Annotated in this window: 24 protein-coding genes; 10 read left to right on the top strand and 14 right to left on the bottom strand. The window is 49.6% G+C overall.

From position 1 onward, the window contains the following. Positions 1–11 precede the first annotated feature (11 nt). The 4 genes from trpCF to BUB81_RS10835 are packed head-to-tail and all read right to left on the bottom strand — an operon-like array spanning position 12 to position 4,633. Positions 12–1,409: a bifunctional indole-3-glycerol-phosphate synthase TrpC/phosphoribosylanthranilate isomerase TrpF gene (trpCF, locus tag BUB81_RS10850; RefSeq protein WP_073322534.1), complete on the bottom strand. Its 1,398-nt coding sequence runs from the start codon at positions 1,407–1,409 to the stop codon at positions 12–14. After that, complete coding sequence (trpD, locus tag BUB81_RS10845) at positions 1,406–2,434, bottom strand: anthranilate phosphoribosyltransferase (RefSeq protein ID WP_073322532.1); 1,029 nt, start codon at positions 2,432–2,434, stop codon at positions 1,406–1,408. The genes trpCF and trpD overlap by 4 nt, the downstream gene beginning before the upstream one ends. Further along, on the bottom strand, positions 2,427–3,041 hold the full coding sequence (locus tag BUB81_RS10840) for an aminodeoxychorismate/anthranilate synthase component II (RefSeq protein WP_073322530.1): 615 nt from the start codon (positions 3,039–3,041) through the stop codon (positions 2,427–2,429). Before BUB81_RS10840 ends, trpD begins: the two co-directional genes overlap by 8 nt. Beyond that, on the bottom strand, positions 3,038–4,633 hold the full coding sequence (locus tag BUB81_RS10835; RefSeq protein ID WP_073322528.1) for an anthranilate synthase component 1: 1,596 nt from the start codon (positions 4,631–4,633) through the stop codon (positions 3,038–3,040). Before BUB81_RS10835 ends, BUB81_RS10840 begins: the two co-directional genes overlap by 4 nt. 282 nt (positions 4,634–4,915) lie before the next feature. Between BUB81_RS10835 and BUB81_RS10830 the strand changes: the two genes are divergently transcribed. The 9 genes from BUB81_RS10830 to BUB81_RS10790 all read left to right on the top strand — a co-directional run bounded on the left by BUB81_RS10830 (position 4,916) and on the right by BUB81_RS10790 (position 13,418). After that, positions 4,916–5,773: a PHP domain-containing protein gene (locus BUB81_RS10830; protein ID WP_073322526.1), complete on the top strand. Its 858-nt coding sequence runs from the start codon at positions 4,916–4,918 to the stop codon at positions 5,771–5,773. A 4-nt stretch (positions 5,774–5,777) separates the two neighbouring features. Next, positions 5,778–6,398, top strand: a complete 621-nt coding sequence (locus BUB81_RS10825) for an L-threonylcarbamoyladenylate synthase (protein WP_073322524.1) — start codon at positions 5,778–5,780, stop codon at positions 6,396–6,398. Then, positions 6,398–7,240, top strand: a complete 843-nt coding sequence (locus BUB81_RS10820; RefSeq protein WP_073322523.1) for a segregation and condensation protein A — start codon at positions 6,398–6,400, stop codon at positions 7,238–7,240. Before BUB81_RS10825 ends, BUB81_RS10820 begins: the two co-directional genes overlap by 1 nt. After that, a complete protein-coding gene (scpB, locus tag BUB81_RS10815) occupies positions 7,227–7,829 on the top strand; it encodes an SMC-Scp complex subunit ScpB (protein ID WP_073322521.1) in 603 nt (200 codons plus the stop codon). The genes BUB81_RS10820 and scpB overlap by 14 nt, the downstream gene beginning before the upstream one ends. Next, positions 7,829–8,692 (top strand): 23S rRNA pseudouridine(2605) synthase RluB, encoded by an 864-nt coding sequence (gene rluB / locus BUB81_RS10810; protein WP_073322519.1) that lies wholly within the window; start codon positions 7,829–7,831, stop codon positions 8,690–8,692. Before scpB ends, rluB begins: the two co-directional genes overlap by 1 nt. 254 nt (positions 8,693–8,946) lie before the next feature. Beyond that, on the top strand, positions 8,947–11,073 hold the full coding sequence (locus tag BUB81_RS10805; protein WP_073322517.1) for a TonB-dependent siderophore receptor: 2,127 nt from the start codon (positions 8,947–8,949) through the stop codon (positions 11,071–11,073). Positions 11,074–11,206: 133 nt separating this feature from the next. Then, complete coding sequence (locus BUB81_RS10800; protein ID WP_073322515.1) at positions 11,207–11,500, top strand: hypothetical protein; 294 nt, start codon at positions 11,207–11,209, stop codon at positions 11,498–11,500. After that, positions 11,500–13,134, top strand: a complete 1,635-nt coding sequence (locus tag BUB81_RS10795) for a PepSY-associated TM helix domain-containing protein (protein WP_073322514.1) — start codon at positions 11,500–11,502, stop codon at positions 13,132–13,134. Before BUB81_RS10800 ends, BUB81_RS10795 begins: the two co-directional genes overlap by 1 nt. Then, a complete protein-coding gene (locus tag BUB81_RS10790; protein WP_073322512.1) occupies positions 13,131–13,418 on the top strand; it encodes a hypothetical protein in 288 nt (95 codons plus the stop codon). The genes BUB81_RS10795 and BUB81_RS10790 overlap by 4 nt, the downstream gene beginning before the upstream one ends. A gap of 124 nt (positions 13,419–13,542) precedes the next feature. Here the strand turns inward: BUB81_RS10790 and BUB81_RS10785 are convergent, their stop codons facing one another. The 7 genes from BUB81_RS10785 to BUB81_RS10755 all read right to left on the bottom strand — a co-directional run bounded on the left by BUB81_RS10785 (position 13,543) and on the right by BUB81_RS10755 (position 21,682). Next, positions 13,543–14,577 carry a methionine synthase gene (locus BUB81_RS10785; protein WP_073322510.1) on the bottom strand — a complete coding sequence of 345 codons (1,035 nt, stop codon included), beginning with the start codon at positions 14,575–14,577 and terminating at the stop codon, positions 13,543–13,545. A gap of 38 nt (positions 14,578–14,615) precedes the next feature. Beyond that, positions 14,616–15,590: a DUF1852 domain-containing protein gene (locus tag BUB81_RS10780; RefSeq protein ID WP_073322508.1), complete on the bottom strand. Its 975-nt coding sequence runs from the start codon at positions 15,588–15,590 to the stop codon at positions 14,616–14,618. A 240-nt stretch (positions 15,591–15,830) separates the two neighbouring features. Beyond that, entirely contained in the window at positions 15,831–16,070 is a 240-nt protein-coding gene (locus tag BUB81_RS10775) for a hypothetical protein (protein WP_073322500.1), read from the bottom strand. Positions 16,071–16,655: 585 nt separating this feature from the next. Next, positions 16,656–17,339, bottom strand: coding sequence for a PEP-CTERM sorting domain-containing protein (locus tag BUB81_RS10770; RefSeq protein ID WP_073322498.1), 684 nt, complete (start codon positions 17,337–17,339; stop codon positions 16,656–16,658). 177 nt (positions 17,340–17,516) lie between these two features. After that, complete coding sequence (locus BUB81_RS10765) at positions 17,517–18,197, bottom strand: class GN sortase (RefSeq protein WP_084526482.1); 681 nt, start codon at positions 18,195–18,197, stop codon at positions 17,517–17,519. Next, entirely contained in the window at positions 18,197–20,308 is a 2,112-nt protein-coding gene (locus BUB81_RS10760; RefSeq protein WP_073322493.1) for a marine proteobacterial sortase target protein, read from the bottom strand. Before BUB81_RS10760 ends, BUB81_RS10765 begins: the two co-directional genes overlap by 1 nt. A 459-nt stretch (positions 20,309–20,767) precedes the next feature. Then, complete coding sequence (locus BUB81_RS10755) at positions 20,768–21,682, bottom strand: sulfotransferase family protein (RefSeq protein WP_073322490.1); 915 nt, start codon at positions 21,680–21,682, stop codon at positions 20,768–20,770. A 203-nt stretch (positions 21,683–21,885) separates the two neighbouring features. On the opposite strand from BUB81_RS10755, the gene BUB81_RS10750 reads away from it, so the two are divergent. Continuing rightward, positions 21,886–22,344: an RDD family protein gene (locus BUB81_RS10750; protein WP_073322487.1), complete on the top strand. Its 459-nt coding sequence runs from the start codon at positions 21,886–21,888 to the stop codon at positions 22,342–22,344. 48 nt (positions 22,345–22,392) lie between these two features. On the opposite strand, the gene BUB81_RS10745 is transcribed toward BUB81_RS10750, so the two are convergent. From BUB81_RS10745 to BUB81_RS10735, 3 genes are read right to left on the bottom strand one after another with little or no spacing between them, the layout of a single operon-like run. Then, entirely contained in the window at positions 22,393–23,172 is a 780-nt protein-coding gene (locus BUB81_RS10745) for a gluconate 2-dehydrogenase subunit 3 family protein (RefSeq protein WP_073322485.1), read from the bottom strand. Position 23,173: 1 nt separating this feature from the next. Next, positions 23,174–24,856 carry a GMC family oxidoreductase gene (locus BUB81_RS10740; RefSeq protein WP_245819158.1) on the bottom strand — a complete coding sequence of 561 codons (1,683 nt, stop codon included), beginning with the start codon at positions 24,854–24,856 and terminating at the stop codon, positions 23,174–23,176. Beyond that, a complete protein-coding gene (locus tag BUB81_RS10735) occupies positions 24,853–25,551 on the bottom strand; it encodes a 3-keto-disaccharide hydrolase (RefSeq protein ID WP_073322483.1) in 699 nt (232 codons plus the stop codon). The genes BUB81_RS10740 and BUB81_RS10735 overlap by 4 nt, the downstream gene beginning before the upstream one ends. Positions 25,552–25,685: the final 134 nt, after the last annotated feature.

Below are 25,685 nucleotides of genomic sequence, written 5' to 3'. Positions count from 1 at the left end.
GTCCTGATTCATTAATATCGGCGACACACCGAAAAAAGTGCGGTTACCTGTTCGTCTGATTTATCACCGGGCTTGGTTTCTACGCCTGAGTTTACGTCGACCATGTCGGCCCCCGTTGCCTGCGCATCTGCCACATTGGCTGGTGAAATACCGCCGGCAATAATAAGTTTGTCTAATTCCAGTTCATTGTGAATGAGCGACCAGTCGAATTGCTGACCGGTTCCGCCGGTTTCTTTACCTACCTGACAATCAAGCAATACGCGGTCCAGCGTTTCGTCGTCTAACAAAGCATGAATTAAATAAGGCAGCTCGCCAGCCACACCGACGGCTTGCCAGATTTCACAGCCTTTTGGCAGTCCGTTGCGCAGGTGCTGGCGGAATACGGTGTCTTCGTCACCGTGTAGTTGTACCGCAGCCAGTGAAAGTTCATTCGCCACTTTTAACACCATTTCAATAGGCTGGTTAACAAACACGCCAACATAGCGTCCAGGCGTTTGCTCAACAATCGCTTTGGCTTGTTCGGGTGTCACGCAACGTTTGGAGTGGGTGGCAAATATCAGTCCGCAGTAACTTGCGCCACTTTGGAAAGCGTGAGCTGTTTGCTCGGCCTGGGTCATACCACAGACTTTTACTTTGCCGTATACCAGTTGCTTAACAGCAAGCGCAAGGTCGGCCTGCGCCATGAGTGCGCTACCTACCAGAAAACCCTGACACAATGGGGCAAGGCGCAACACGTCCTGATGGGTATAAATACCAGACTCGCTGATCACCACGTACTCGTGAGTGGCAGCTTCCAGCATGGGCACCAGCTTTTCGGTGGTGGCCAGATCGGTAGACAGATCGCGTAAATCCCGGTTGTTGATGCCGATGATTTTTGCTTTTAACGCAATCGCGCGCTGCATTTCCTCTTCATTGCTGACCTCGGTCAGTATGTCTAGCGCCAGGCTGTCTGCTAACGCGGCCAGTTTCGAATAGGTCTCATCGTCGAGCACCGACAGCATTAACAATATGGCATCTGCATTGAAATAACGGGCCAGATAGACCTGATATTCATTAACAAAGAAGTCTTTGTTCAGTACTGGCTGTTCAACCCGCTCAGTCACATAGGCCAGATAGTCGTAATTTCCCTGGAAGTATTTCTCGTCGGTTAGCACGGAAATACCCGCCGCGTAGGGCGTATAGGCCGCTAAGATTTCGTCCAGGTCAAATTTTTCACGGATCAGGCCCTTAGAAGGCGACGCTTTTTTACACTCCAGTATAAAGCCGGCATTTGGCGCAGACAGGGCGTCAAATAAACTCTTAGTGGAAGGCGTGAGGTTGGCCTTAACTGTGTCCAGTGGTAAAGCGGCCATTCGAGCCTCTAACTCAACGTGTTTGTCTTCTACAATTTTGGCAAGTACGTTGCTCATTCGGTTACTTCCTGCTGGCTGACTTCAGCCACGTCTTTTATCAATTGTAATGGGGCGCCGTTGGCCATGGCATCCAGTGCCATTGTGGCACCTTGCTTAAAGGAGTCTGCTGCACCGGCAACCTTTAACAGCGCACCTGCGTTCATGGCAATAGCAGCAATATGCGCCTCTTGCCCTTTGCCACACAGTGCAGCCTCTATCATGGCTTTGTTTTCATGTGGCTCGCCACCGGCGATAGCGCTGAGCGGCGCGCTTTGTAGGCCAAAATCATCGGCCGTTAAGGTGTACTGTGTTGTACTGCCATGCTCGAGTTCTACAACCTGAGTCGGGCCGTGCAGAGCGAGTTCATCCAGGCCATCACCATGTACGATCAAAGCGCGTTGTTGGCCCATTAAATTCAGTGTCTGGGCGTAAACATCCAGCAACGTCGGCGTATAGACGCCAAAAACGCCGAAGGTGGGACCCGCCGGATTCGCCAACGGACCGAGTATATTAAACAGGGTACGGGTTTTCATTTCAGCCCGAACCGGGGCAGCAAAGCGCATGCCTGCGTGATAGACAGGTGCAAACAAGAAGCAGAAGTTAGTGTCGTCTAAACAAGTTCGCGCAATGTCAGGGGTAATATCGAGTTTAATACCGCATTCGCGGAAAAAGTCAGCTGAGCCTGATTTGCTCGACACACTTCGGTTGCCGTGTTTGGCGACCTTGATGCCGCAACTTGCAGCAACCAGCGCCGCGGCACTGGAAATATTAATGGTGTGGTGACCGTCGCCGCCGGTGCCAACAATATCGCCAAAGGCGTAATCCGGAGTTGGGAATGGCCGCGCATTCGACACCATGGCACTGGCTGCGCCAGCAATTTCATTCGGCGACTCGCCATTCATTTTCAGCGCCGTTAGCAAGGTGGCCAGTTTTACTTCTGACAACTCACCGTGCATCACCTGATTAAATACTGAGAAGGCTTCAGCCTGAGCCAGATGCTGGCCGTCAAACAGCTTCTCAATGATATCCGTATAGTCAGCCATGGGATTCGGCCCCTTTGGTCAAATAGTGAATACTTTGCAACAGTAGCTGGCTGCCCTGGGCGGTTAAAATCGACTCAGGGTGGAATTGAAAACCCAGCATGTTGTCTTGTGCCTGGTAAACCGCCATTACCGTTGTACCAACTGTCGCCAGAGGGGCTAAGCCGTCTGGTAGTTCCGTTGCCATCAATGAGTGATAACGGGCAACGTGCAGTGGCTGCGGCAGGCCTGCAAACATGGCTTCGCCGGTGTGGGTAATCGCCGATGATTTACCGTGCATAACGTCCTCAGCCCGGCCTACTTTGCCGCCGTAATGGGCCACAATAGCCTGATGACCCAGGCAAATTCCCAATACCGGGAAGTGGCCCTGAACCAACGTCAGAAGCTCTGGCATACAGCCGGCCTCATGAGGCGCGCCCGGACCCGGGGATAATAACAGTAAAACCGGCCCATTTTCAGCCGCTGCCTGCATTTTATCGAATAATAATTGTGCCGGCACGTTATTGCGGTAAACCACAATGTTCAGTTCCATGGTGCGTAGCTCATCTACCAGGTTGTAGGTAAATGAGTCGACGTTGTCGAGCAGAAAGACGGTGATTGGCTGACTCATGCGGATGCTCCTTTTACTACCATGGCACTTTTTACTGCGTTAATTACAGCCTGGGCTTTACTGCGAGTCTCATCAGCTTCGGCTTGCGGGTCAGAGTCGTACACCACTCCGGCACCAGCCTGAATATAAGCGGTGCCGTTTTTAACGAAGGCCGACCGAATAACAATACAGGTATCCATGTCACCGGCATTATTCAAATACCCTACCGCGCCGCCATAACTGCCCCGGCGCTTTTGCTCTACCTTGCGAATTAAATTTGCGGCACTGACTTTAGGGGCGCCAACTAATGTGCCCATGTTCATGCACGCCTGATAGGCATGCAGGGCATCTAAGTCGCTGCGCAACTGGCCTACTACACGGGATACCAAATGCATTACGTGGGAGTAGCGGTCAACTTTCAACAGGTCTTTCACATAGCGCGTACCAGGTTCAGACACTTTGGCAACGTCATTACGGGCCAGGTCAACCAGCATTAAATGCTCTGCTTTTTCTTTCTGATCTTCACGCAGGTTCAGCTCAATGCGGCTGTCTAAATCGGGATTGATTTCGCCATTCGGACGTTTGCCCCGTGGACGCGTACCGGCAATCGGGTAGATTTCTACTACGTTGCTCTCGGCGGAGTATTTCAATGCAGACTCTGGTGATGCCCCAAAAATAGTGAAATCTTTGTCTTGCATATAAAACATGTAAGGGCTGGGGTTTTGTTGTTTTAACGCGGCGTAGGCGGTCAGTGGAGCAGGGCAGGGAAGCGAGAACGTTCGGGAGGGAACAACCTGGAAAATATCCCCTGCCAGTATGTGTTCTTTTAAGGTCAGCACGTCCTGGCAATAGGTTTCGTCTGATTTGTCGACGTTAAGCGCGACATCGTCCACTTCCGCCGGTGTCAGGTCGAGCGCCGGGATGTGTTGCAATTCTGCAGCAAGGTGCTCAAGGCGTTGAGCAATAGCAAAATAACTGGTTGCTACATCTGCGCCACTGAACACACTGCCCAGCAAGCTTGCCTGTCGGGTTTGATGGTCGAAGGTGATTAGGGTTTCAGCCAGATAGAACACGTAGTCGGCGCAGTCGTTATCGCCTTCCTGTACCTCGGGCAGTTGCTCGAACGTAGCCAGCAAGTCGTACGCAAAGACACCGCCCAAAAATACCGCGTTCTGATGCTCGCGAATGGGGCTGATTTCATTAACCACGCTGCGAAGTACATCAAATACGCTGGATGATTTGAGGCGCGCGTCTTCGTCCAGTGCGTCATGGCTGGTATCACAGGTCAGGGTGAGTTGTGTTTCACTGACAACCTGGCACTGCAACCCGGGCAGGTTGAGTTCGGTAAACAAGGGAAGAATACCTTTGCCATTGGCACTAAGTGCTTCCAGTGACACCTGCTGACCGCGGCACTCGAAACGCACAGCGGCGTCGACCATTAACAAACTTTGTAAGTTGTCTTTGCTGTCAATCTCAGCAGACTCCAATAGCAGGGCATGGGGCTGATCGCCGCAAAGCCCGGCAAAGGCTGCCAGTGGATCATTTACGTAGGTCGCCGTTCTTTCGATGGTTTCCACTTTTCCCGGTACGACGCCTAATTCGGCCAAACTCATTGCTTTACTCCGGTTAAAAAAAATTAAAAAAAAGGCCCGTATGTTACGGGCCTTTTTTTGTTTATTCTGCGCACTAACGCTCACACCGCCCGTTTATCGAAGGGAGTGCCACCACCAGATAGTTGCCACGTTAAGGCTGTTTAGGGGTTGTTTGAGCATTGTCGTATTCTGTCTTAATTCTTTATCGTTGAAGTTTGATAGGCAATCGCGCTATCAATCCGTATACTTGGCCTATAGAAGAAAACAAAACTCACACTGTGTCAACCTTAAATTTGAAAATACATGAAAATTGACTTACACAGTCACACGACTTTTTCCGACGGGCAACTGACGCCTGCCGAGTTGGTAATGCGGGCGCAGAACATGCAGGTAGATGTGCTGGCTATTACTGATCACGACACTACAGCCGGACTCGACGCGGCTCACGACGGCGTTGCCGCACACTATCCGGGCTTACAATTAATCGATGGGGTGGAAATCTCTACCCATTGGCATAGCTTTGAGATCCACGTTGTGGGGTTAAACATCGACCGGCACAATCAAACCCTACAGGCATTTCTGCAAGTTCAACAGCAAAAGCGCGATGAACGTGCTGCTAAAATCGCCGATAAGCTGGCAAAATGCGGATTCGAAGGTACTTTGGGACGAGCGAAGCGATATGCGCGTGACGGCCAAATCACCCGGGCCCATTTTGCAAGGGTGCTGGTGGACTGCTACTCGGTGACGTCCATGGAGACAGCCTTTAAGAAGTTCCTGGGTAAAGGCAAACGGGCCGCGGTGAAAGCGGAATGGGCAAGCATTGCTGAAGCGGTTGAGGCGATCCATGCTGCAGGCGGTCAGGCAGTACTTGCACATCCTCTGCATTACGATATTACGACCAAGTGGCTGCGAAGACTACTGACGGATTTTAAACACGCAAAAGGCGATGCTGTTGAAGTGGTATTCCCAACGGCAAACCCGGCTAAACAACAATTGTTATTCGAATTGGTCGACGAATACGGTTTTCTGGCGTCGGCTGGTTCCGATTTTCATATGCCGGGTCGTTGGACAGAACTCGGGCGTTGCGGTCTGAAAAGCGATACACTGACCCCAGTATGGCATGATTGGGCGTTAACGCCTGTTTTATCCTCTGAGAGATAATTGTATGAGTCAGTTTTTTTATGTGCACCCCGACAACCCGCAAACCCGCTTAATCAAGCAAGCGGTTGAGTTGATTCGCCAGGGGGAAGTCGTGGTGTATCCCACCGATTCAGGCTACGCCATTGGTTGCCAGATGGAAGATAAGCGTGCGCTGGAGCAGATTTGCCGCATACGTCAAATCGACAAAGACCACAACTTTACGCTTATGTGTCGCGACATGTCCGAACTGTCTGTTTATGCAAAAGTAGACAATACGGCATTTCGCCAAATTAAAAATAACACCCCCGGGCCTTACACCTTTGTGTTAAAAGCTACACGTGAAGTGCCGCGCCGATTGCAAAATCCGAAACGCAAAACCATTGGCATGCGGGTGCCGGACAACGCGATTGCACTGGCGTTGCTGGAAGAGTTAAACGAGCCGCTGATGTCGACGTCTTTAATATTGCCTGGAGCACAGGTAGCCGAATCGGATCCAGATGAAATTCGCGACAAGCTGGAAAAACAGGTTGGCCTGATTTTACATGGCGGCTATTTGGGCGAACAGCCCACAACCGTGGTGGACTTAAGCGAAGGCGAAGCGGTTATCGTGCGTGAAGGTGCTGGCGATATCACGCCTTTTCAGTAATGACAGATTCAAACGATAACCCGTCTTTGCCAACCAATGAGCCAGTGCAGCAGCCGCTGCCGCTGGCGTTTGTGCATGGTGAAGCGGTTATCCAAAAGCCGGAAGACTTATATATTCCGCCGGATGCGCTGGAAGTGATTCTGGAATCGTTTGAAGGTCCGCTTGATTTATTGTTGTATTTAATTCGCAAACAGAAGTTTGATATTACCAGTATGCCGGTAGCTGAAATCACCCGGCAGTACATGGAATACGTCGAGGTGATGCGAACCCTTAAGCTGGAGTTAGCTGCAGAATACTTGCTTATGGCTGCCATTTTGGCGGAGATCAAGTCAAGGTTGTTACTACCTAAGCACTCAGACGACGATGACGAAGAAGCCGACCCGCGCGCGGAGCTCATTCGCCGCTTAAAAGAATACGAGCTGGTAAAGCAGGCGGCGGAAGATTTGGATCTGCAGCCGCGCATGGAACGCGATATCTTCGACGTTTCGGTGACACCCGACGACAGTATTGAGCCGGTCATCATCCAGCCCGACGTGAGCTTACAGGATTTGGTGATGGCGTTTTCTGCTGCTATGCAGCGTGCGGCAGCGTTTGAGCATCACCATATTGCGCCTGAAGCACTGAGCACCCGGGAAAGAATGAGTAAAATTCTGCAAACGCTGAATACTGAAACTTACACCCCCATGGAAGCGCTGTTTACCGCAGAAGAAGGACGCGCGGGTGCCGTTGTTACGTTTTTAGCCATTCTGGAACTGGTAAAAGGGCAGAGTATTCGACTCGTACAGGCCGGGCCTTACGCCAGAATTCATGTGAAATTGGGAAGTCATCATGAAGAAGATTAATGCGCAACAGCTAAAGCAGCTCATTGAAGCTACAATATTTGTGTCAGATGGGCCGGTTTCGATAGAAAAATTGAAAAATACCGTACTGGCGGATTTTACCGTAGCCGATAAAGCGATAAAATCAGCGCTTGATGAATTAATGCTCGATTACCGACCGCGCGGTATCCAACTGGTAGAAGTCGCCAGTGGGTTCCGGTTTCAGTCACTCGACAGCTTGAGCCCCTGGCTCAGCAGATTATGGCAGGAGAGCAGCCCGCGATATTCCCGGGCGATGTTAGAGACCCTGGCGTTAATTGCCTACCGCCAGCCTATTACCCGTGGTGAAATCGAACAGGTAAGGGGCGTAGCGGTAAGCAGTAACATCATCAAAACCCTCACTGAGCGTGAGTGGATTAAGGTAGTGGGCCATAAAGAAGTACCGGGCAGGCCGGCTTTGTATGCCACTACCAAACAATTTTTAGATTATTTTTCGCTGAAGTCCTTGTCGGACTTGCCTAATGCAGACGCGTTTATGCAGTCACTGGAAGACGTCGCAGATGCCTCGTTACATGTATTGGGTGATAGCGACCAAACAGAGCCATTACACTAATGACAGAGAAATTACAGAAAGTCCTTGCTAATCATGGCCTCGGTTCTCGCCGGGAGATGGAACGCTGGATTGAGCAGGGCCGGGTATCGGTTAATGGCGCGGTTGCCACATTGGGCGATCGCGTAGATGCAACGGCGCAAATTCGCGTAGACGGACACGCATTAGCCCGTCAGCAGGAGACACCGGTGTGCCGTGTGCTGATGTATAACAAGCCGGAAGGCGAGCTGTGTACCCGTGTTGATCCGGAAGGGCGCAGTACGGTGTTCGATCGCTTGCCGAATATCAGTCAGGGCCGCTGGATTGCGGTGGGCCGACTGGATATTAACACCAGCGGTTTGCTGTTGTTCACCAACGATGGTGAACTGGCGAATCGATTAATGCACCCTCGCTGTAAAGTTGAGCGTGAGTATGCAGCGCGTATTTTTGGTGAGGTGTCTTCCAAATCACTGCAAGCGCTGACCAAAGGGGTTGAACTGGAAGATGGCTTGGCTAAATTCACTACCATTAAGCCACGCCCTAACGATGATGAAAGTGTTAACCAGTGGTTCAACGTGACGCTCGAAGAAGGCCGTAACCGAGAAGTACGTCGCTTGTGGGAAACTCAGGATTGCCAGGTGAGCCGCCTGATCCGCGTGCGTTACGGACCCATTGAACTGCAAAAACGTCTGCCACAGGGCGCATGGGTAGAGTTGCCGCTGAGCGATGTCAACGCGCTACGTGGTTTGGTGCAACTGCCTCAAGAAAACGAAAGTATGGTAGATGATCGCCAGAATAAGCTTGATCATGCCCGTTTGAGCCGTATGCGCCGTTCGGTAAAGAAACACAAGCTTAGAAAAGAGCGTACACACCGCCGCCAGAGCTAAGTCTAGCAAAGCAAGTTTACTCACAAACAAAGCGAATCTTGAGCAACAGGGTTCGCTTTTTTTATTGGCAATAGCCGCTTATCTATAGAACACCTTCCTGGTTCATCACGTTTGTTGGCCTAAGTATTGTATTGTCCTCTCCGGATAAAGAAATACTAATGAATGCGTAAATAATAATAATTATCATTTACGAATTAAGCTTTAGTCTCTATAATGCAGCCGAAATATTTACCCACACTGATCCAGAGAACACTATGACCAAGAAGCAAATTTTTGCGCTGTCGCCCATTATGCTGGCGTTTGGCCTCCACGCACAGACAACCGAATCTGCCCAGACAGATACTGCGCAGGATGACGTAGAAGTCATCCGTATTGTTGAAAGCCGTATCCAACGTGTGAGTTCAGGTGCCACTGGTTTGGGTTTGGATAGCTTTGATACACCACAGTCATTGTCGATCATCGAAGATGACACTATTGCCAACTACAATTTATTTGATATCAACAGCTTGTTTAAACAAGTGGTGGGTATCAATGTCGATCAGAGTGAAACCGACCGCACTTATTTCAATGCCCGTGGTTTTGACATTACCAGCATGCACATTGACGGCTCTGGTATCCCATTCGGCGATATTTTCGTTGGCGATTTGGACACGGCCATGTACGAAAAAATCGAATTTATTCGCGGTTCCAATGGCTTGATTACCGGCTTGGGTAACCCGTCAGGTACGGTGAACTATGTTCGTAAGCGCCCAGGCAACGAGAAGCAGGCCAGTGTGTCACTGACCGCAGGTCGTTGGAATAATTTCCGCGCCGTTGCAGATGTATCAACGCCACTTACCGAGTCAGGCAGTTGGGCGGCGCGAGCTGTTGTCGTGTATCAGGACAAAGACAGCTGGCTGAATCACTATTCAAATAACCGTACCATTTTCTATGGTGTTGTTGATGGCCAGATCAGCGATGCGCTTACCGTGACGTTCGGTTACTCACACCAGGACAACAACAGTGACGGGGTAACATGGGGTGCGGTACCTCAAATTTATTCTGACGGGACACAAGTCGATTTTGATGAGTCCACTACAACGGCTATGGACTGGACTTACTGGGATACCCTCAACCAAACGGCTTTCGCCGAGGTGAGCTGGTTTATTAATGACAACCTGAACTTTACCAGTAAGGTTAACTACATTAATTACGAAGATCAGTCAGAGCTGTTTTACGCTTACTACAACACAGGTCTGGACAGCAGCACGGGCTTAGGCATGCTGGGCTATCCGGGTAAATTTACCGCCGATGATAAAACCCTGATTTGGGACAACAACCTGCAGGGTACGTTCGAAGCATGGGGTCTTGAACACACCTTTAATTTAGGTGTAAGCCTGGCCGACGCTGAAACCAGTGATATGGATTTTGGTGCGCTGTCTGGCTTTGATGTAATGCCGGCACTGCCTAACTGGACGGGTACTGAAGTTGCCAGACCGACCTGGGCTGACCCTTATCAGGCGGGCTTCACCGATATCACCCTTAATCGCTACTACGGTGCGTTGCAGTTAGCCGTTACTGAAGATTTTGATTTTGTGCTGGGTGCCAGTTTTGTTGATTACGAAAACGAAGGTGAGTCCTGGGGAGCATCAACCTCTACCACTGAAGACGGCAGCAGCCCGTATATCGGTTTTACCTGGGAAGTTTGGGAAGATCTTAACTTCTACGGTAGCTACAGTGATATTTATCAGCCGCAGTATTACCTGAATGAAGACCTTGAACCGCTGGGCTCCGCGGAAGGCCGCAGCTACGAGCTTGGCGTGAAAAAACGTCTTGATAACAACCTGCTGATCAGCTTTGCGGTGTTCAGAACTGAACAGGAAAACCTGTATGAGTTCATTGAATACGGAGACGGTGACGGCATCGATGACGACGATTACTCAGATGACTTCAACTATGCCTTGTACCGCGGGGTCACTGTTGATTCAAACGGTTTCGAGCTGGAAGTATCTGGTCAGGTGTCAGATGAGTGGTTTGTTCAGGGCGGATTTACTGCACTGACAATGGACGACGAAGCAGGTAATGAAGCGCGTACCTTTATTCCTCGTCGCACGCTGAAGTTGCTGGCGGACTACACCCCGTCGTGGGAAGAAAAGCTGAAAGCAGGTGTGTCGCTGAGATGGCAAAGTGAAACCTATTTCACTACCGGCTTTGGTCGAATTAGCCAGGATGCCTACGCGTTGCTGGGCGGCTACGTGCAGTATAGCGTTAACGAGCAGATTTCAGTTAGCCTGAATCTGGATAATATTCTGAACGAAGATTATCTGAGCTCAGTACGCACCGAGCAGGCGTTTGTTGGTTCACCAGTGAACTACAGCTTGTCGCTGCACTGGAACTACTAAAGCGCTGTTCGAGCAGGGTTGATACAACCAGCATGGCAATAAGACGCCCGGTGTAAACACCGGGCGTTTTCGCGTTTTGGATGTCGTGTTTACTAATCCAAAACGGTAACAACGATTAAAGAGGGAGTTTGGCATGAATGTACAACGTCATCCGTTCGCGTTTCTGTCCAGTCAACGATTCTGGTTAAGCGGGCCGGCAACACTGGTAGTGACTTTACTGGTGATGCTGGCGATGGCGGCCTGGTTTCCGCCGGGAATCGGAAAGGTCAATAATATCATCGTGCCACTGGTTATGTTTCCGTTGATTTGGGCGGTGTTGTTTTTCTACACCTATCTGACACAACGTATGCAATCCGCCTGGTGGTTGCTGGTTGTGTTGGCAGTGGTCAACGGCGTTATTCTGGCCTTTCAGTTCTGGGGGAAATAATGAGCAACCTAAACGAACAACCAATACGCTCCAAAGCTAAGGCGTTACTCAGCCTGCATTCCTGGTCGGGGATCGTGTTGGGAATGCTGCTGTACGCAGTCATTTTTACCGGTACGGTAGCCGTCGTGTCAGACGAAGTGGGTGAGTGGTCGAATAGCAATCTTAATCAGCAGATGTTGGCGACACAGGACGTCGATAACGTGCTGGCAACACTGGCAGCCCAAACCGACAGAGCTTATCTGGAGGAAATTTCAGCTTACGAAGATCATCGCCAGAATCTGGTGTTTTTCTTTCACACTCATAAGCAAAATCCCAGTGGCGTGATGGATGAATACGGCGTTCAGTACAAAGTGAATGGGCAAGGCGAGATTGTTCAGCAGCGGGAAGGATTTGGCAGTGATATCTACGCGCAGGACGACAGTTACGCACTCAGCCGCTTCCTGGTATCAATTCACACCGAATTACACCTACCGGCACCCTGGGGCTTAATTTTAACCGGTATTTTAGGCCTGGCAATGCTGGTTGCTGCGGTATCCGGATTTATGATGCATCGCCATTTGTTTACCGACTTATTTACGATTCGTAAACAGCGTGATGGCAAGCCGCTGAAACGCGATTCACATACTGTGGCGGGAACCTGGAGTATCCCGTTTGCGATATTGCTGGCGTTCACGGGAAGCTTCTTCAGTTTTGCTACCGCGTTTGGTTTGCCCGCAATGGCGGTGGTGGCATTTGGTGGCGATCAGGAAGCCATGATGCAAACGTTGGTGGGTGAGCAGGCGCACAAAAGTGAAGCGCCACAAGACTCCGCCAGCATCAACGGTATGCTGGCCGATGCCATCGGTAATCAGTCTGCAGTACCGACCTTTATTGCCATTTCGCACTGGGGGACGGAGTCTGCCAGTCTGACTGCGTTTTTTATGCCGACGGAAGGTGAGGTCGGGTTTGCTCAACGGGTCTACGACGCAACCAATGGTGAGTTTGTTGAGTATAAGCCGCTGGTAGGCACTGTACCGTCTGCCGGTAGTGCCATTATGTCGCTGATCTATCCGATTCATTTTGGCACGTTCGCCGGACTCATGTCGAAAATCATATGGATCAGCCTGGGTGTCGCCTCTTGCTACGTCACTATCACTGGTCTTCAGTTGTACGCGTTCAGAAATGAAAAACAAGCGACTGGCTGGCAGTGGTTCAGCCGCATGTGCGTGTGGGGCTTCACCGGACTGCCATTGTGTTCACTCAGCAGCGCACTGGGCTTTTTTGTTAGCGGTGCACTGCAATCGAATCAGAGTCTCTGGACACCCGTATCGTTTTTGCTGGCCGCAGCAATGGTTTCACTCATTACTCTGATTATCAGGTCAGTAAGGCAGCTTCAGCTGATCTTATTGGTGGCGAATGGCGCGCTGTGTTTAGCACTGCCGGTTATTCGCTATCTGACCTCCGGGTTTGGGTGGATACAGGCCATCGAACAAGGCAACGTTGCGCTGATGTTTATTGATGCTGTGTTGTTACTCTGCGGCGTGTGGTGTTTCTATCGCGTCTATGCATCCAACCAAGCGCAGGAAAGCGATCACACGGCAACAGAAGCGGTAGCCAGTGAACATGTCGGAACCCTGTCAGGAGCGGCAAAATGAACCATTTGATTGCGACGTTACCCTTTATTCTGTTTAGCCTGGTTGTCATTCTGCTGTTGACCTGCTCGGACCCCCGTCGCCGCCAACAGCAGCAAAAGCACAATGGGCACAGTAAGCTGGGTTTTGGTCTGTCGTCACGGGCTAGAAAGTGGCTTGCCTGGAGTCTTGTATTGCCTGTATTGCCATTGGTATTCAGTGGCAATTATGCGGGGCTGCTCATGTATGCGGGGGCTGTGACTGTGATTGGCTGGCTGGTGGTAGAGTCACCTGCATCGGCAATGTAGCGAAGTTAAATGGTTTTCTAGTCAGTCGATGAAAACCTGGCGTTTACCTTACTGCCTTTATCTTAATAGGGGGTAACGCCAGGCTTTGTGTTTTGGAAACCCTTTCGGGCTCTATTAATGACCGCTACCTTGATGTTTCCAGTTCTTTGCGCACTATGGCAGCACCTGCGCTCAACGCACTAAGTTTGGCATTGGCAATATCGCGCGGCAGCGGTGCCATGCCGCAATTAGTGCATGGGTAGAGGTTGTCGGCATCGACATATTTCAGGGCGTTACGCAGTGTATTGGCCACTTCTTCCGGTGTTTCTATGGCATGGTTAGCCACATCGATAGCGCCGACCATTACCTTTTTTCCGCGGATCAACGACAACAGTTCAATGGGCACGTGCGAGTTATGGCACTCCAGCGAAATAATGTCGATATTGGATTGTTGCAGTTTAGGGAATACGGCTTCGTACTGGCGCCACTCTGAACCCAGTGTCTTCTTCCAGTCTGTGTTGGCTTTAATGCCATAGCCATAACAGATATGCACGGCTGTCTGACAAGACAAGCCTTCAATCGCCCGTTCTAAGGCAGCGATGCCCCAGTCGTTCACATCGTCGAAAAACACGTTAAAAGCCGGCTCGTCAAACTGGATAATGTCTACGCCGGCTGCCTCGAGTTCCTTGGCCTCTTCGTTGAGAATTTTGGCAAACTCCCAGGCCAGCTTTTCGCGACTTTTATAGTGCGCATCGTACAAGGTATCAATCATTGTCATCGGGCCAGGCAAGGCCCATTTAATTGGCTGGTTAGTTTGCTTTCTGAGGAACCTGGCGTCATCGACAAACACCGGTTTGGTTCGGGACACCGGGCCAACCACCGTGGGTACACTCGCTTCGTAACGATTGCGAATTGTCACGGTTTCGCGCTGCTCAAAATCCACGCCATTGAGGTGTTCAATAAAGGTCGTCACAAAATGCTGGCGGGTTTGCTCGCCGTCGCTCACTATGTCAACGCCCGCGTGCTGTTGCTCTTGTAATGACAGTCGCAACGCATCTTTTTTTCCTTCGGCAAGTCCCTGTTCAGTTAACTTCCAGGGTGACCAGAGTTTTTCCGGTTCGGCTAACCAGGATGGCTTTGGCAAACTGCCTGCTGTAGAGGTGGGTAACAGTGTTTTCATGGTAAATCTCTGCAATATAAGGTCAACAGAATGCCGGGTTAGGCGTGGTTGGCTGACCATTGTTCAAGGATGTGCTGATAAGGCTTTATAAAATGCTCTTCAGCAAATTTGCCCTGGGCCTTTGCAAGGCGACTGCGCTCTTCGCGGTCATACACAATTTGTGTTATGGAATGATCAGCATTGTTTAAGTTTGGTTTATAGCATTTACCTGCCACGGCGTTGGCGTTGTAGATCTCCGGGCGATAAATTTTCTGGAACGTTTCCATGGTGCTAATTGTGCTGATCAATTCCAGGTTGGTGTAATCGTTCAACAGATCGCCGAAGAAATAAAACGCCAGCGGTGCCACACTGTTAGGTGGCATAAAATACCGTACTTGCAGCCCCATCTTTTTAAAGTACTGCTCGGTAAGCGACGTTTCATTGGCCAGGTATTCAAAACCCAGAATAGGATGCTGGTTTTCGGTGCGGTGATACACCTTGTTGTCAGACACACTTAAACAGATGACCGGCAACTTTTTAAAGTGGGCTCTGTAAGCCTCTGAGTTAACAAAGTGCTGAAACAGTTTGCCGTGCAAGTCACCAAAGTCTCCGGGTACCGAGAATTGGGGTTGGTTTTTATTGTGGTCCAGCAGAACCACACTGAAGTCGTAGTCGCGAACATACGATGAAAAATTGTTGCCGACGATACCTTCAATACGTTCGTTAGTGACGTGATCGACGATATTCGTTTTCAGTATTTCGATTGACGGGAAGCTTTCACCGCTACCCGCAACATCCATTTCAACCGAGATAATGTCAAGCTCAACTGAATAACGGTCACCTTTGGGATTGTCCCAATTTGCGAGTGCATTGAAGCGGTTGTCTACCATTCGCAACGCATTACGGAGATTTTCCTGGCGCTTTTCACCACGCGCCAAATTTGCAAAGTTAGTGGTAATACGGGTGCTGTCTGCCGGATGATAATGTTCATCGAAGCTCACGCGCTTAATGGTAAATGTAAAATCGGTATTCATGATGATTTGCTCGTCTCTTTTCCGAGATAAAACCTAAACTCTTTTCCTTTTGTTGTGCGCAGCTGACCGACTACAACTGCTGGCGGTAACTGGAGCACGGTGTAAGTTATACGCCTATCATATTATGAAAAAAAATGGTTTTATTTCATCAATGCATGAGCTCTGTTCATGGTTTGCTGCCCGTTCCCTGTTTACGGGGGGGCAGCGTTTACAGAAAACAGCAGGTAGGGCGTGGTGAACTTAGTGCTCATCTTCACTTTGCGTTTGTTTCTTCAGGCGTTTTTCCTTCGATTCAGCAATCCACTCAATGGTGTGTTCGACCTTGGGGTCTGGCAGCATCATTTGAACAAACAGTCCAATCGCTAACGCAGCGCCTTTGCGTTTTTTCGCCCAGCGATAAAACACAAAAAACAGGCCAATCAGGCAGAAAAAGGCCAGCCAGACCAGCGCGGGTAAATAAAGGGAATACGGCAAATCCATGTTGCTTCCTTATCAATAGCATTAAGTCCGCTGTGAAGCGGGGTAATTTAATGGTTCAAGGAAAACGGATCTAAAGAGCTCTGATAGTGCTGATAAGTAATTAGGGAAAGATAGGTATTGAGCTGGCTCTCAACAGGGACGGTAGGTAATGGTGCCTGCAGATAAGGCCTAGGTTCGGGACATGTCAGCGTTAGCCAATGCACTGCATGCTTTAGATAATAAAGTACCGGAGCAATACCAAGCGTTTGTGCGTTTGATACGTCACTCGGCGTGATTTGAGCATAGGGTGCAGAGTGATGAGTGGAGGCAGTGTCGACTGAATGCGCACCAGCAACTTCCCATATTACTGACAGGAAAAGTAGCCAAAGTGAAAGATACGATATGCGCTTCATTTTCTTATTGTGGTGACAATAATTCGAGTTTTCAATGTTGTTTTTATAGGTGAGGTGAGATTTTTACGTTATTCGAAATATTGCTCTGGTTGGAAAAGTGATTCCAATCAAATTAAATTTATTAGAGGAGGGATGAGGCGTTTTTGAAAGTAAAGAAGCGGGTGAGCGTTCTTGCTTACCCGCTGGCAGGAATTTATGCCTTACGGCGAATAGCAAGTACGCCCAGTGCAAGACCCAGCAGGGCTAATGGAGCTGGAGCCGGAACTTTGCCTAAGTTATCCGGAGCTTGTGGTACAGACGTTAAGCCTGAGAAGTTTGCAGTTTGGCTCTCAGTGTAAAAACCAACTCGGCCAGACATGAAGCTGGTATTAGTAAATGTTTGCGATACACCGTCTAAAGAGAAGCTAATGTCATTGCCTGAACGACCAACAATAAAGTTGTACTCAACCAGGTCAGCCCAAAATTGCTCGGTTTGAAACAGGATAGTAGATACACCTGCGACTTCCTCAACTAACCACATACCGCTAGCGCCAGAACCTGCATCGTTAAAACCGCCTTGCTCCCAACCCAAGCGATAGTGGTTCATGTCGTCCTGCCAACCAAATACAATACCCATGATGTCATTATCGTTGAATGAGGCCGTGGTCGCAGTCATTGTGCCGAAGAAAGAGAAATCACCGGTTTCAACGAAGTCGCTGACCAAGGTGCCATAAGAATTAGAATTCTGGATAGCATTATTACCGGAACCTACGTTCCAAGTGGCATTCCGACTGTAGTTTGGAGAATCTTCCTGTGACCAAAGTGAAATGTCTACAGTTGTTGCAGCCGCGCTAAAACTCGCAACAAGTAAGCCAGCACTCAATAATAACTTTTTCATTTTAAGTTCCTTTTTCCAGGTTAAGTATTAAATCATCTGTTTTTTTAGATTGACTGTTGCATGACCGGTAGCATTATTGGTGCCAATTTTTTATTTTGATAAATATCAATGCTTTAATGTGCATTCGTAATTGTATTGTAAAGAATGTTGACGAAAATTGGTCAGATGAGTTTGCGTTCAAATTGCTGGCACAGTCTGCATTTTCAAACGCGAAACCTGTGGTGTTTTCACCGAACTGGCAAGGAAGTGTGAGGTTGGTTGCGCCTCAACCACATACCGCAGCGGTGGATTGACATTGCTACTATTAAACGGGTAGCAGGTTACTAATTGCAGGGTATGCTCATTCGGGTCGATGAGCCATTTATGCGAGCGGGTATCAATGATATGGGTGTCTGAAATGACATAGTGTTGCCAGTCCCCCTCGCTAGACTGGATTCTGACAATATCACCTATACTCAGGTTTTCGAGCAACGCGAAATGGGTGTCTCTGTGACCATGAATGATAGTCGTGCCTTTTTCGCCGGGCAGGGCAGTGCCATCAGCTAGGCCAGGTCCAAACGCCAGGCTGGTGCCATGGCTGCCCGCCAACACATACATCGATTCATTTAACGCAGGAAACTCGAGCCGGGCGACCGGCCAGGTATCGGCCCAGGACCAGGGTTTGATAGTTTCTTTCGAGGTTAACGACTGTTGCCATGCGTCAGCAATAAAGTATTGCGCCAACACCGCTTTTCCTTTTATCCACCCGGTGTGCCCCCAACTGCATGCAATAAAGAGGCAGAGTAATATTGAGACCAGAGTTTTGAGCTTCAATCTCGTTCGAATACGGTTTAATGACGTGAACGGAAGCGTTGTCATCATTTCACTCGAATTCTATTGATATGCAAAATAAACAGGGCAACGCAGCCCCAAATACCCAGCCACATGGAGAGGGTTGCAGACGTGGCTGTATTGGCAAACTGCATACGCTGTTGTGCTGAGCCATGGGGCATTACATTGGTGACGCCTTCACCGAACAGGGGCAAATACTGCGGTCTCACTGGTGTTTCATCAACGGCGATAAAGGCGGTAAAGCGGGTTAACAAGCTGTGTGTCAATGCAACGTCCAATACCGCATCCCGAACATCCTGTTGCGGTATGTTGCCGCGCCGGGCCTGGTCCTCGATTTCGGCCACTTTGTATCTTGCCCATAGTGAGCCAATCCCCGAAGTGGAAGCCGCGTCATTCGCTGTTATTGTGGTTTGCCATGCCTGCTGGGCGGTATTACCTGAAATCGGCAAGTGTTGCAGGGGGGCAGATAATTTTGCAAAAGCCAGTAGCGCCTCAGAATGGAATAAGTCTGCTGATTGAGATGGGTAAGGCTCAACGTCTTCAGGCCAGTCTATTGTGATGTTGGTTGCCGCAACGTGATTCAGTTTATTAAACAAGCTCGACATCTTGCCGCGAACATCGTCGCGGTAGCCAATGAGTTCATAGCTGCCACGGCCTAATTGTGCTGCTTTGGCCATGAAAAACGCATTGGGCGCGCTGCCTATTCCTACAGTAAATAGTCGCGCATTGTGGCCGGGAGCCGTTATAAGCTCAAACAGTATTTCCTCATTGCCAATTGCGCCATCAGTAATGAAGACCACCTGTTGCAGGCGTTCAGGATCGGCTAATTGGTTGTAGGCTTCCTGTAACGCCGGGTACATTTCGGTGCCGCCGTCAGCATCCAGCGCAGACACCCATTGTGTTGCAATGTGTTTGAGCTCGTCACTGGCTGGTACTGTACGATCATTAAATACACTGAAATGATCGTTAAAGGCAATGACGTTAAAGCGGTCATCGGGAGAGAGTTGTTTGATGGCGAGGAGCAAGCTGGATTTAGCCTGAATAATCGAGTTGCCCTGCATCGAGCCGGATGTGTCGATAACAAAAATAATATCCTTGGGCAGTGCATGCACGACCGAAGCATTTGGCGGTACCATCATCACCATGGCATAGGTGTCGCCCTCCAGTTGTTGCTGGAAAACCGCCGCGCGTGGCTGCGCCGATACGACTGGTGTCCACTGGAGGACAACATCCCGATCCATCTCTACAACATCATGCTGAAAAGTAATGTTGTAGCGGTCGTTAATTTTATTCACGTCAACGTCGTGGTAAAGACCTTCGATAGACGCCAGCTCCATGCCGCTTTGAAGCGAGACGGTTAAACGCAGTGGGTTTTTCAACCCGTATTCGGGTGGGGGAGTCATCGCCGGCGTAATGAATGGCGCGTCGGGTACCTGATCGGTTGCGCTAGCCCAACCGAATGCGTTGGTGGTCAATGCGTTGGTTGTCGATTCGCTCTCGTCCTCTGGTGGCTGCGATATGCCCGGAATATAGCGCGGCGTAAGCGTTGTGGGCAGTCGCCACTCAAACACGCCAGCTTGGTAAGTTGCCGTATCGATAAAGCTTAGCCTGACTTCTATTTCCTGATGCGGCGCAATATTTGCCACTTTTTGCGTAAAAAGGTTGTCGCGCTGTTGAGTGGTAATGGCCGCGCGCTTGCCTTCGGCGCGGGCTTTTTTATACAGCGTTTCCGCCTTATGGCGCTCTTTAATCTCCCCGATAATACGCCGTTCACCGACGCGCATTTCCATGTGACGCACGGCGGCCATGTCAGGTAGCGGAAAGACGTAAACACCTTCGACCCATTTATCGGAGTCATTCTTAAAGCGCTGAATATACTCGGTAGTTACAACCAGGCCGTTAATGTCGGTTTTGACTGTGGTTTCAAGGTGCAATGACGGCAGTTTTAGTCCACTTTCGCTGGTTAGTTTCAATTCTCCAGCGTGATTATCGTTGTACGGTGTCGCTAAGGCATCAACGCTGAACACGGATATAACCGCGGTGATAGCGATGCCAATCAGCCACCAAATCCAGGCTTTGGATTTGCGTTTGGGTTGTGGGTCAAATATTAAATGTTTAGGTATGCGTTTGGGGTACATAGCAGCTGTCGTTGAGTAAGTGATACCGCTATTCAAACAAGTAAAGGTGTCACAGTGTTGGAGTGAACATGGATATGTAAGAGCAAACTATGGCGAATTATGGCTGGTGGATGGCAAAAACTAACTAGGTAAATCACAAGTAACGAATGATGCTACGTGCCTGAATCCAGAGTTTCGAAAATCAATTAATCAGGGTGACTTTAGCTGGGTTTGCGACATGTGGCGGGTTAGAGCTGCCCTTTTGATGAAAGTATAAGAGAGTCTGAAAAAACGTATTTTGGATCAATATCAACATCACTTACGATAGTTGAAGTTGTATCTGTTCAGCCCAGCCGCTCAAAGGTATTCCGCTTATTGGCCAGCTAAGTATTTGTATCATAGTGACCGTCAGTCAACTGAACACCAGTTTGCTCCTGCTGTTTTGTAACCATTTTTCAAGGTATGTATTAATCAGCCGTGTTATTTGTACCAAGGGATATCTCGATCCAGCAAGGTTTCTAATTTTTTCACGTCTTCATGAAAGCGCACAGAGATTGCCTTATGAACATGTGGAGAGAGCTTGGGCACAGGTTTATTATTGAGCGCTTTTAATTTCTCTATCACCTTCTTTGCGCGCCAGGGAGGTAACCATTTCTCAAGTTTATTTCGGGATGAGTCGGGCCAGTTTAACCACCTGTCCAACATAAGGTTTCTGGGCTGAGTAGGCACTTTGCCTCGTTGGCTCATATCTGGGATGAATGCATCTGAAATGTTCAAATGACGGCAAATTTTTTGGTATGTTTCGAGAGGGTGTTTTACAAAATCATCGTAAAGTATTACTAAAAGCTGGTCATTGTTGAAATGCTGCAAGTAACGCTCGATTTGCTCTGCGTACAAACCAAGGCGTGTATAGTGCCAATCCCAACCCCAACCTTCCGCAACCCGGCTGTCTTCGTTTTCGATAGCTTTTAACAACGGCAGTGGTTCAGATTGAAATTGAACGTTCATACAATAGTGGGAATATAAGCGCGCAACAGGCTCTCGGAGAACTGCAATTAGTTTTGCGTCTGGTGCATGTTGAGCAATGCGTTTAGCGGTTTTGGGGTAGTACAGGTAGCGTACAGATGCATCGGCACGAATTTTCGCGTTGCCCGCATTGGCAAAAGCCTGTTCATAGCTCTCTTGAGTAACGAGTGAGCGGCTGTATTGAAAGTGGTAATTCATTTTCTCTGACAACGGGCCCGGGTGATACAGGTTTTCCCCGACCAGTGCGAAATAATTGGGTTCCTTGTAAGCAGAGAAATATACCTCAGGGTGTTGGTTCAGATAATCTGCAATTGAGGTTGTCCCTGATTTTGCAGCACCAATCAAAAAGAAATTGGGTACGTTTTGCATAAGAAAGCAATGATTCCGTGTAAAAAGCGTTATTGGGGTCTTTTTAGTTAACGCAAATGTAGGTCATATGGATGACTTTACTTAGTAACAATAGCAAAAATCGTATTGAGAGTAAGTTGTTATTTTTTGTAAGTCTTATGCTTAAAATGAGACTTTGTGATAATCATGGGCTTACATCGGAAAACGTGAACTAAAGGAATGATATGAACGAACAGGAATACGCCGGGTTTTGGGTGAGAGTAGGGGCAGCGTTAATCGATTCTATTCTGTTGTTAATTGTCATTGCGCCCCTTATGACGGCTATTTATGGCATGCAGTACTGGACAAGTCCGAACTACTTTCAGGGCTTCTGGGATGTCGTCGTGAATTACTTACTCCCTGCAATTGCGATCATCATTTTCTGGATTTACCGTGCGGCCACACCTGGCAAGATGATGTTGAAATTAACCATTGTCGATGCAAAGACCGGAGGGCAGCCATCCAAGGGCCAATACATTGGCCGTTACCTGGCTTATTACGTGTCTGCGATCCCCTTATTTCTTGGCTTGATTTGGGTAGGAATAGATAAAAGAAAGCAGGGATGGCACGACATGTTAGCGGGTACACTTGTACTGAGAAACAATCAAGCGGTAGCCGTTAATTCAACGCCTGAGGATGAATAGTGGTCTATAACGAACGGATTAGAATCCGTTCGTTATGAAGGAGCAAACTTATTCGCCTAAGGGAGTGTAGGCATATTCTGTTAGTCCAAGTGATGCAAGGGCGTCATCGAGGTGACTCATCGCTTCCTCGGTAGGCCCCGGATAATCACCGGCAATGGCAACATTCCCCATATAGCCAATCTCCTTGCTACCTGGTACGGAGCAAAAATACGCGGCCAGTATCAAGGTTCTCAAACGGTTGAATGCCTGCGCTGGTCGATGGAACGCAATGGGGGCAGCGTCTGTACCAAATGCAATCGTGTCTAAAATAGCCATTTGTGCATAGTTGTCCAGTGCCAAAAAAGGCGAGTTGTACAAGCTTTCTGCTTCGTCATCTAGCCAGTATAACAGTCGTAAAATAGTGTCGCGGTCTCGCTGTTGACTCGCATAGGGTGCACTTACCCATTCATCAACAACATGTGGCGCGCCCACTTCCAATGCCCCGGGTTGACCATTTTCCATTGGCACGAGTATGGCGCTAATGCGCGCAACCAGATCCAGCTGGGTTTGCGTTAGTGTCCTTGGCCAGGGGGAGCTGGGTGGAATGATCAGATTTGGATCTTTGCCGTAACCTTTAAGGGCAATAGGCTGAATATCCATAGCTGGCCAATGGCCGGCATCCATTACACTGTTATTGCCACTGGCAGCGACTTCGGTGGAAGGCGTGCTGGTGCACGCGGCAAGACCTGGTACCGTAGCGCCAGCAACCATGAGTCCGAACAACTTCAGAGACTGACGGCGGCTCATTGCAGGCATTGCCGGTAGACGGGTAGAATTGACGTTTTTCATATCACAGTGCCCCCTGTTGCAATTGACCTGCCAGCCAGTTTGCGTTGCGCATCGCTAGCGTCAGAATGGTCAGTGTGCAGTTTTTATGTGGGTTTGACGCGAAAACACCGCCATCCATGACGAACAGGTTAGGGCAGTCCCAGGTTTGGCCCCATTGATTGGTAACCGAATCCGCGCTGGATGCACCCATACGGGCAGTGCCGACCTCGTGAATGATTTGCCCGCCTTTGGCAATGGCCTGTTCAGCTGGTGGTAAGTCCCCCACCTCGGCACCCATGGTTTCAAGCAGTGCTTTGGCCGTCTCCAGCCCATGTGCCACCTGATTGATTTCATGCGCAGACCATTTCCAGTGAAAACGGGCCACTGGTATACCCCATTTGTCGGTAACCGTCGGGTCGATATCCATGTAGCAATCCGGGTTGGGAAGCATTTCACCTCGCAGTGCGAAGTACACCGACGCGCCGTAATTGGCCTTCGCTTCGTCTTTCAATGACTCGCCGTAGCCTTTGAAATCGCCGGATACCCAGGCACCTGGCTCGCCAAAGCCACTGCCAATCTCAAAGTGGTAACCGCGCGGGAAATTCAGTTCGCCATTGGCTTGTGCCTCATGGCCCCACCAGGGAATGAACAGATGGTTTGCCGTGTGGCCATCTTCGTTGTAGCGAGGCCGGTTGCGCAAAACGGGAATAGTTGCGCCAAGCCCGGCTCCGGTTGAATCCATCAGGTTTTTGCCCAATTGTCCGCTTGAGTTTGCCAGTCCATTGGGGTATTTGTCCGACTTAGAATTCAGCATGATACGAGCGCTTTCGCAGGCACTGGCAGCCAGAATGACGACCTTTGCTGTTAGCGAAATCGCTTCGTTTCGGTTCTTATCGATATAGGTGACCCCGGTGACCTTGCCATCGGCGTCGGTATTGACGTTTTTGACCATGGCATCGGTAATCACTCTCAGGTGCCCGGTTTTTTGTGCCATGGGTAACAGCGATGTTGTGGTCTGAAAGGCTGCGCCAATGGAACAGCCGTGTCCACACGGTGTTGCATAAAAACAGGCTGCCCTGTCATCCTTAGGGCGAGTAAGCACCGCGCGGTGCATGGGCACGGCTTTCATACCCAGTTTATTGGCGGCCGCGGCGACCAATAATTCTGGTACACGTGGTTTCGGCGGTGGTTGTAATACCCCGGGCGGAGAGTCAGGCATGTCGTCCAGGCCCGTATTGGTGCCACATACTCCCACCAATGCTTCTGTTTTGTCGTACCAGGGCGCAATGTCGCTGTACTCAAACGGCCAGTCAGCACCCAACCCGTCTCGCGACTTACCTTTAAAGTCGTGCTCACTAAAGCGCAGGGAATACCTGCCCCAGTGGTTGGTTCGCCCGCCGAGCATACGTGCTCGCCACCACAGGAACTCTGAATCTTCATCGGTGGTGTAGGGCTCATCGGGTACCGTCCACCCACCGTCAACTGTAGCGTCGTAATACCCAAAGTCCTTGTCTACATTACCTGCGGCCATCAGGGGCGCGTCGGCTTTGCGCTTAAACATTGGCGTTTCTTTTACCGGATCGTAGTTGCGGCCGGCCTCGAGCAGTAACACGTTAATTCCGGCTTTAGTGAGTTCGTAAGCAGCCATTGCACCGCCTGCACCCGAGCCTACAACCAGAACCTCATGCTTGAAGGTAGTCATCATGGCAGCTCCCTGATCTTTATATTTTTAAAGGCGACTTTGTCACCGTGATCCTGAAGCCCTATATGGCCTTTAGTCTGTGCTGCAAACCCAGTCCAATTGGCAAATTTGCTGGCAGCTACCAGCTTCTCCCACGTAGAGGAATGCATAACAATGTGCACGGTCATTACGTCGTTTTGCCAAACCTGCAGCACATTGTCATGCAACGAAATCTTAACTGTATTCCATTCTCCCGCGGGCTTTTGAGAGGCAGCGGGTGCCGCAATCATGTCGTAAAGCGCACCGGCGCGACGGGAGTCCAGCTTGCTGTCGGGGTGTCTTTCATTGTCGATGATTTGAATTTCTGGTGCGTGAGAAAAAACGTATTTTCCCATTTCGTCAGCCAGAAAAAAGATGCCGCTGTTACCGCCTTCAGAAATCTTCCAGTCGAGGGTCAGTTCAAAATCGCCGTATTGTTGGCGCGTGATAATGTCCCCGGCACCCCCATCGGTGAGCGTGATGGCGTTGTCCTGAATTTGCCATTTGGGGCTGATGCTGTCTTGTTGGTAGTTTCGCCAGTGTGATAGGGACTGACCATCGAATAATAATTGCCATCCTTGTTGTTTTTCTTGTTCGGTAAGCTGGTTGTCGGTGGCAAGGGCGGAGCTGGATATACCCAGTAAAAACAGGGATATCGCACAGGCTGATAGCGCTTTCATTTTGAAGTCTCTTGTCTTGGTGCATTATTGTTATAACACCAGACTATCACAGCATAAGTTAGCGACAACTGTTATGAGCTTGTTAACAGAAAAGATTCGACCAGTCCTGGAATGGCCAGGATAAATAGCAGATA

Source organism: Marisediminitalea aggregata, from assembly GCF_900129565.1.
GTDB lineage: Bacteria > Pseudomonadota > Gammaproteobacteria > Enterobacterales > Alteromonadaceae > Alteromonas > Alteromonas aggregata.
This window is presented reverse-complemented; position numbering and strand designations above follow the sequence as displayed.

Excerpts from the sequence above, each read along its gene's own strand:
- scpB (WP_073322521.1), top strand. The coding sequence starts at position 7,227 with ATGAAGAAGATTAATGCGCAACAGCTAAAGCAGCTCATTGAAGCTACA.
- BUB81_RS10840 (WP_073322530.1), bottom strand. The coding sequence starts at position 3,041 with ATGAGTCAGCCAATCACCGTCTTTCTGCTCGACAACGTCGACTCATTT.
- BUB81_RS10755 (WP_073322490.1), bottom strand. The coding sequence starts at position 21,682 with ATGCAAAACGTACCCAATTTCTTTTTGATTGGTGCTGCAAAATCAGGG.
- BUB81_RS10805 (WP_073322517.1), top strand. The coding sequence starts at position 8,947 with ATGACCAAGAAGCAAATTTTTGCGCTGTCGCCCATTATGCTGGCGTTT.
- BUB81_RS10760 (WP_073322493.1), bottom strand. The coding sequence starts at position 20,308 with ATGTACCCCAAACGCATACCTAAACATTTAATATTTGACCCACAACCC.
- BUB81_RS10765 (WP_084526482.1), bottom strand. The coding sequence starts at position 18,197 with ATGACAACGCTTCCGTTCACGTCATTAAACCGTATTCGAACGAGATTG.
- trpCF (WP_073322534.1), bottom strand. The coding sequence starts at position 1,409 with ATGAGCAACGTACTTGCCAAAATTGTAGAAGACAAACACGTTGAGTTA.
- rluB (WP_073322519.1), top strand. The coding sequence starts at position 7,829 with ATGACAGAGAAATTACAGAAAGTCCTTGCTAATCATGGCCTCGGTTCT.
- BUB81_RS10745 (WP_073322485.1), bottom strand. The coding sequence starts at position 23,172 with ATGAAAAACGTCAATTCTACCCGTCTACCGGCAATGCCTGCAATGAGC.
- BUB81_RS10795 (WP_073322514.1), top strand. The coding sequence starts at position 11,500 with ATGAGCAACCTAAACGAACAACCAATACGCTCCAAAGCTAAGGCGTTA.
- BUB81_RS10785 (WP_073322510.1), bottom strand. The coding sequence starts at position 14,577 with ATGAAAACACTGTTACCCACCTCTACAGCAGGCAGTTTGCCAAAGCCA.
- BUB81_RS10780 (WP_073322508.1), bottom strand. The coding sequence starts at position 15,590 with ATGAATACCGATTTTACATTTACCATTAAGCGCGTGAGCTTCGATGAA.
- BUB81_RS10770 (WP_073322498.1), bottom strand. The coding sequence starts at position 17,339 with ATGAAAAAGTTATTATTGAGTGCTGGCTTACTTGTTGCGAGTTTTAGC.
- BUB81_RS10830 (WP_073322526.1), top strand. The coding sequence starts at position 4,916 with ATGAAAATTGACTTACACAGTCACACGACTTTTTCCGACGGGCAACTG.
- BUB81_RS10735 (WP_073322483.1), bottom strand. The coding sequence starts at position 25,551 with ATGAAAGCGCTATCAGCCTGTGCGATATCCCTGTTTTTACTGGGTATA.
- BUB81_RS10820 (WP_073322523.1), top strand. The coding sequence starts at position 6,398 with ATGACAGATTCAAACGATAACCCGTCTTTGCCAACCAATGAGCCAGTG.
- BUB81_RS10790 (WP_073322512.1), top strand. The coding sequence starts at position 13,131 with ATGAACCATTTGATTGCGACGTTACCCTTTATTCTGTTTAGCCTGGTT.
- trpD (WP_073322532.1), bottom strand. The coding sequence starts at position 2,434 with ATGGCTGACTATACGGATATCATTGAGAAGCTGTTTGACGGCCAGCAT.
- BUB81_RS10775 (WP_073322500.1), bottom strand. The coding sequence starts at position 16,070 with ATGGATTTGCCGTATTCCCTTTATTTACCCGCGCTGGTCTGGCTGGCC.
- BUB81_RS10835 (WP_073322528.1), bottom strand. The coding sequence starts at position 4,633 with ATGAGTTTGGCCGAATTAGGCGTCGTACCGGGAAAAGTGGAAACCATC.
- BUB81_RS10825 (WP_073322524.1), top strand. The coding sequence starts at position 5,778 with ATGAGTCAGTTTTTTTATGTGCACCCCGACAACCCGCAAACCCGCTTA.
- BUB81_RS10800 (WP_073322515.1), top strand. The coding sequence starts at position 11,207 with ATGAATGTACAACGTCATCCGTTCGCGTTTCTGTCCAGTCAACGATTC.
- BUB81_RS10750 (WP_073322487.1), top strand. The coding sequence starts at position 21,886 with ATGAACGAACAGGAATACGCCGGGTTTTGGGTGAGAGTAGGGGCAGCG.
- BUB81_RS10740 (WP_245819158.1), bottom strand. The coding sequence starts at position 24,856 with ATGATGACTACCTTCAAGCATGAGGTTCTGGTTGTAGGCTCGGGTGCA.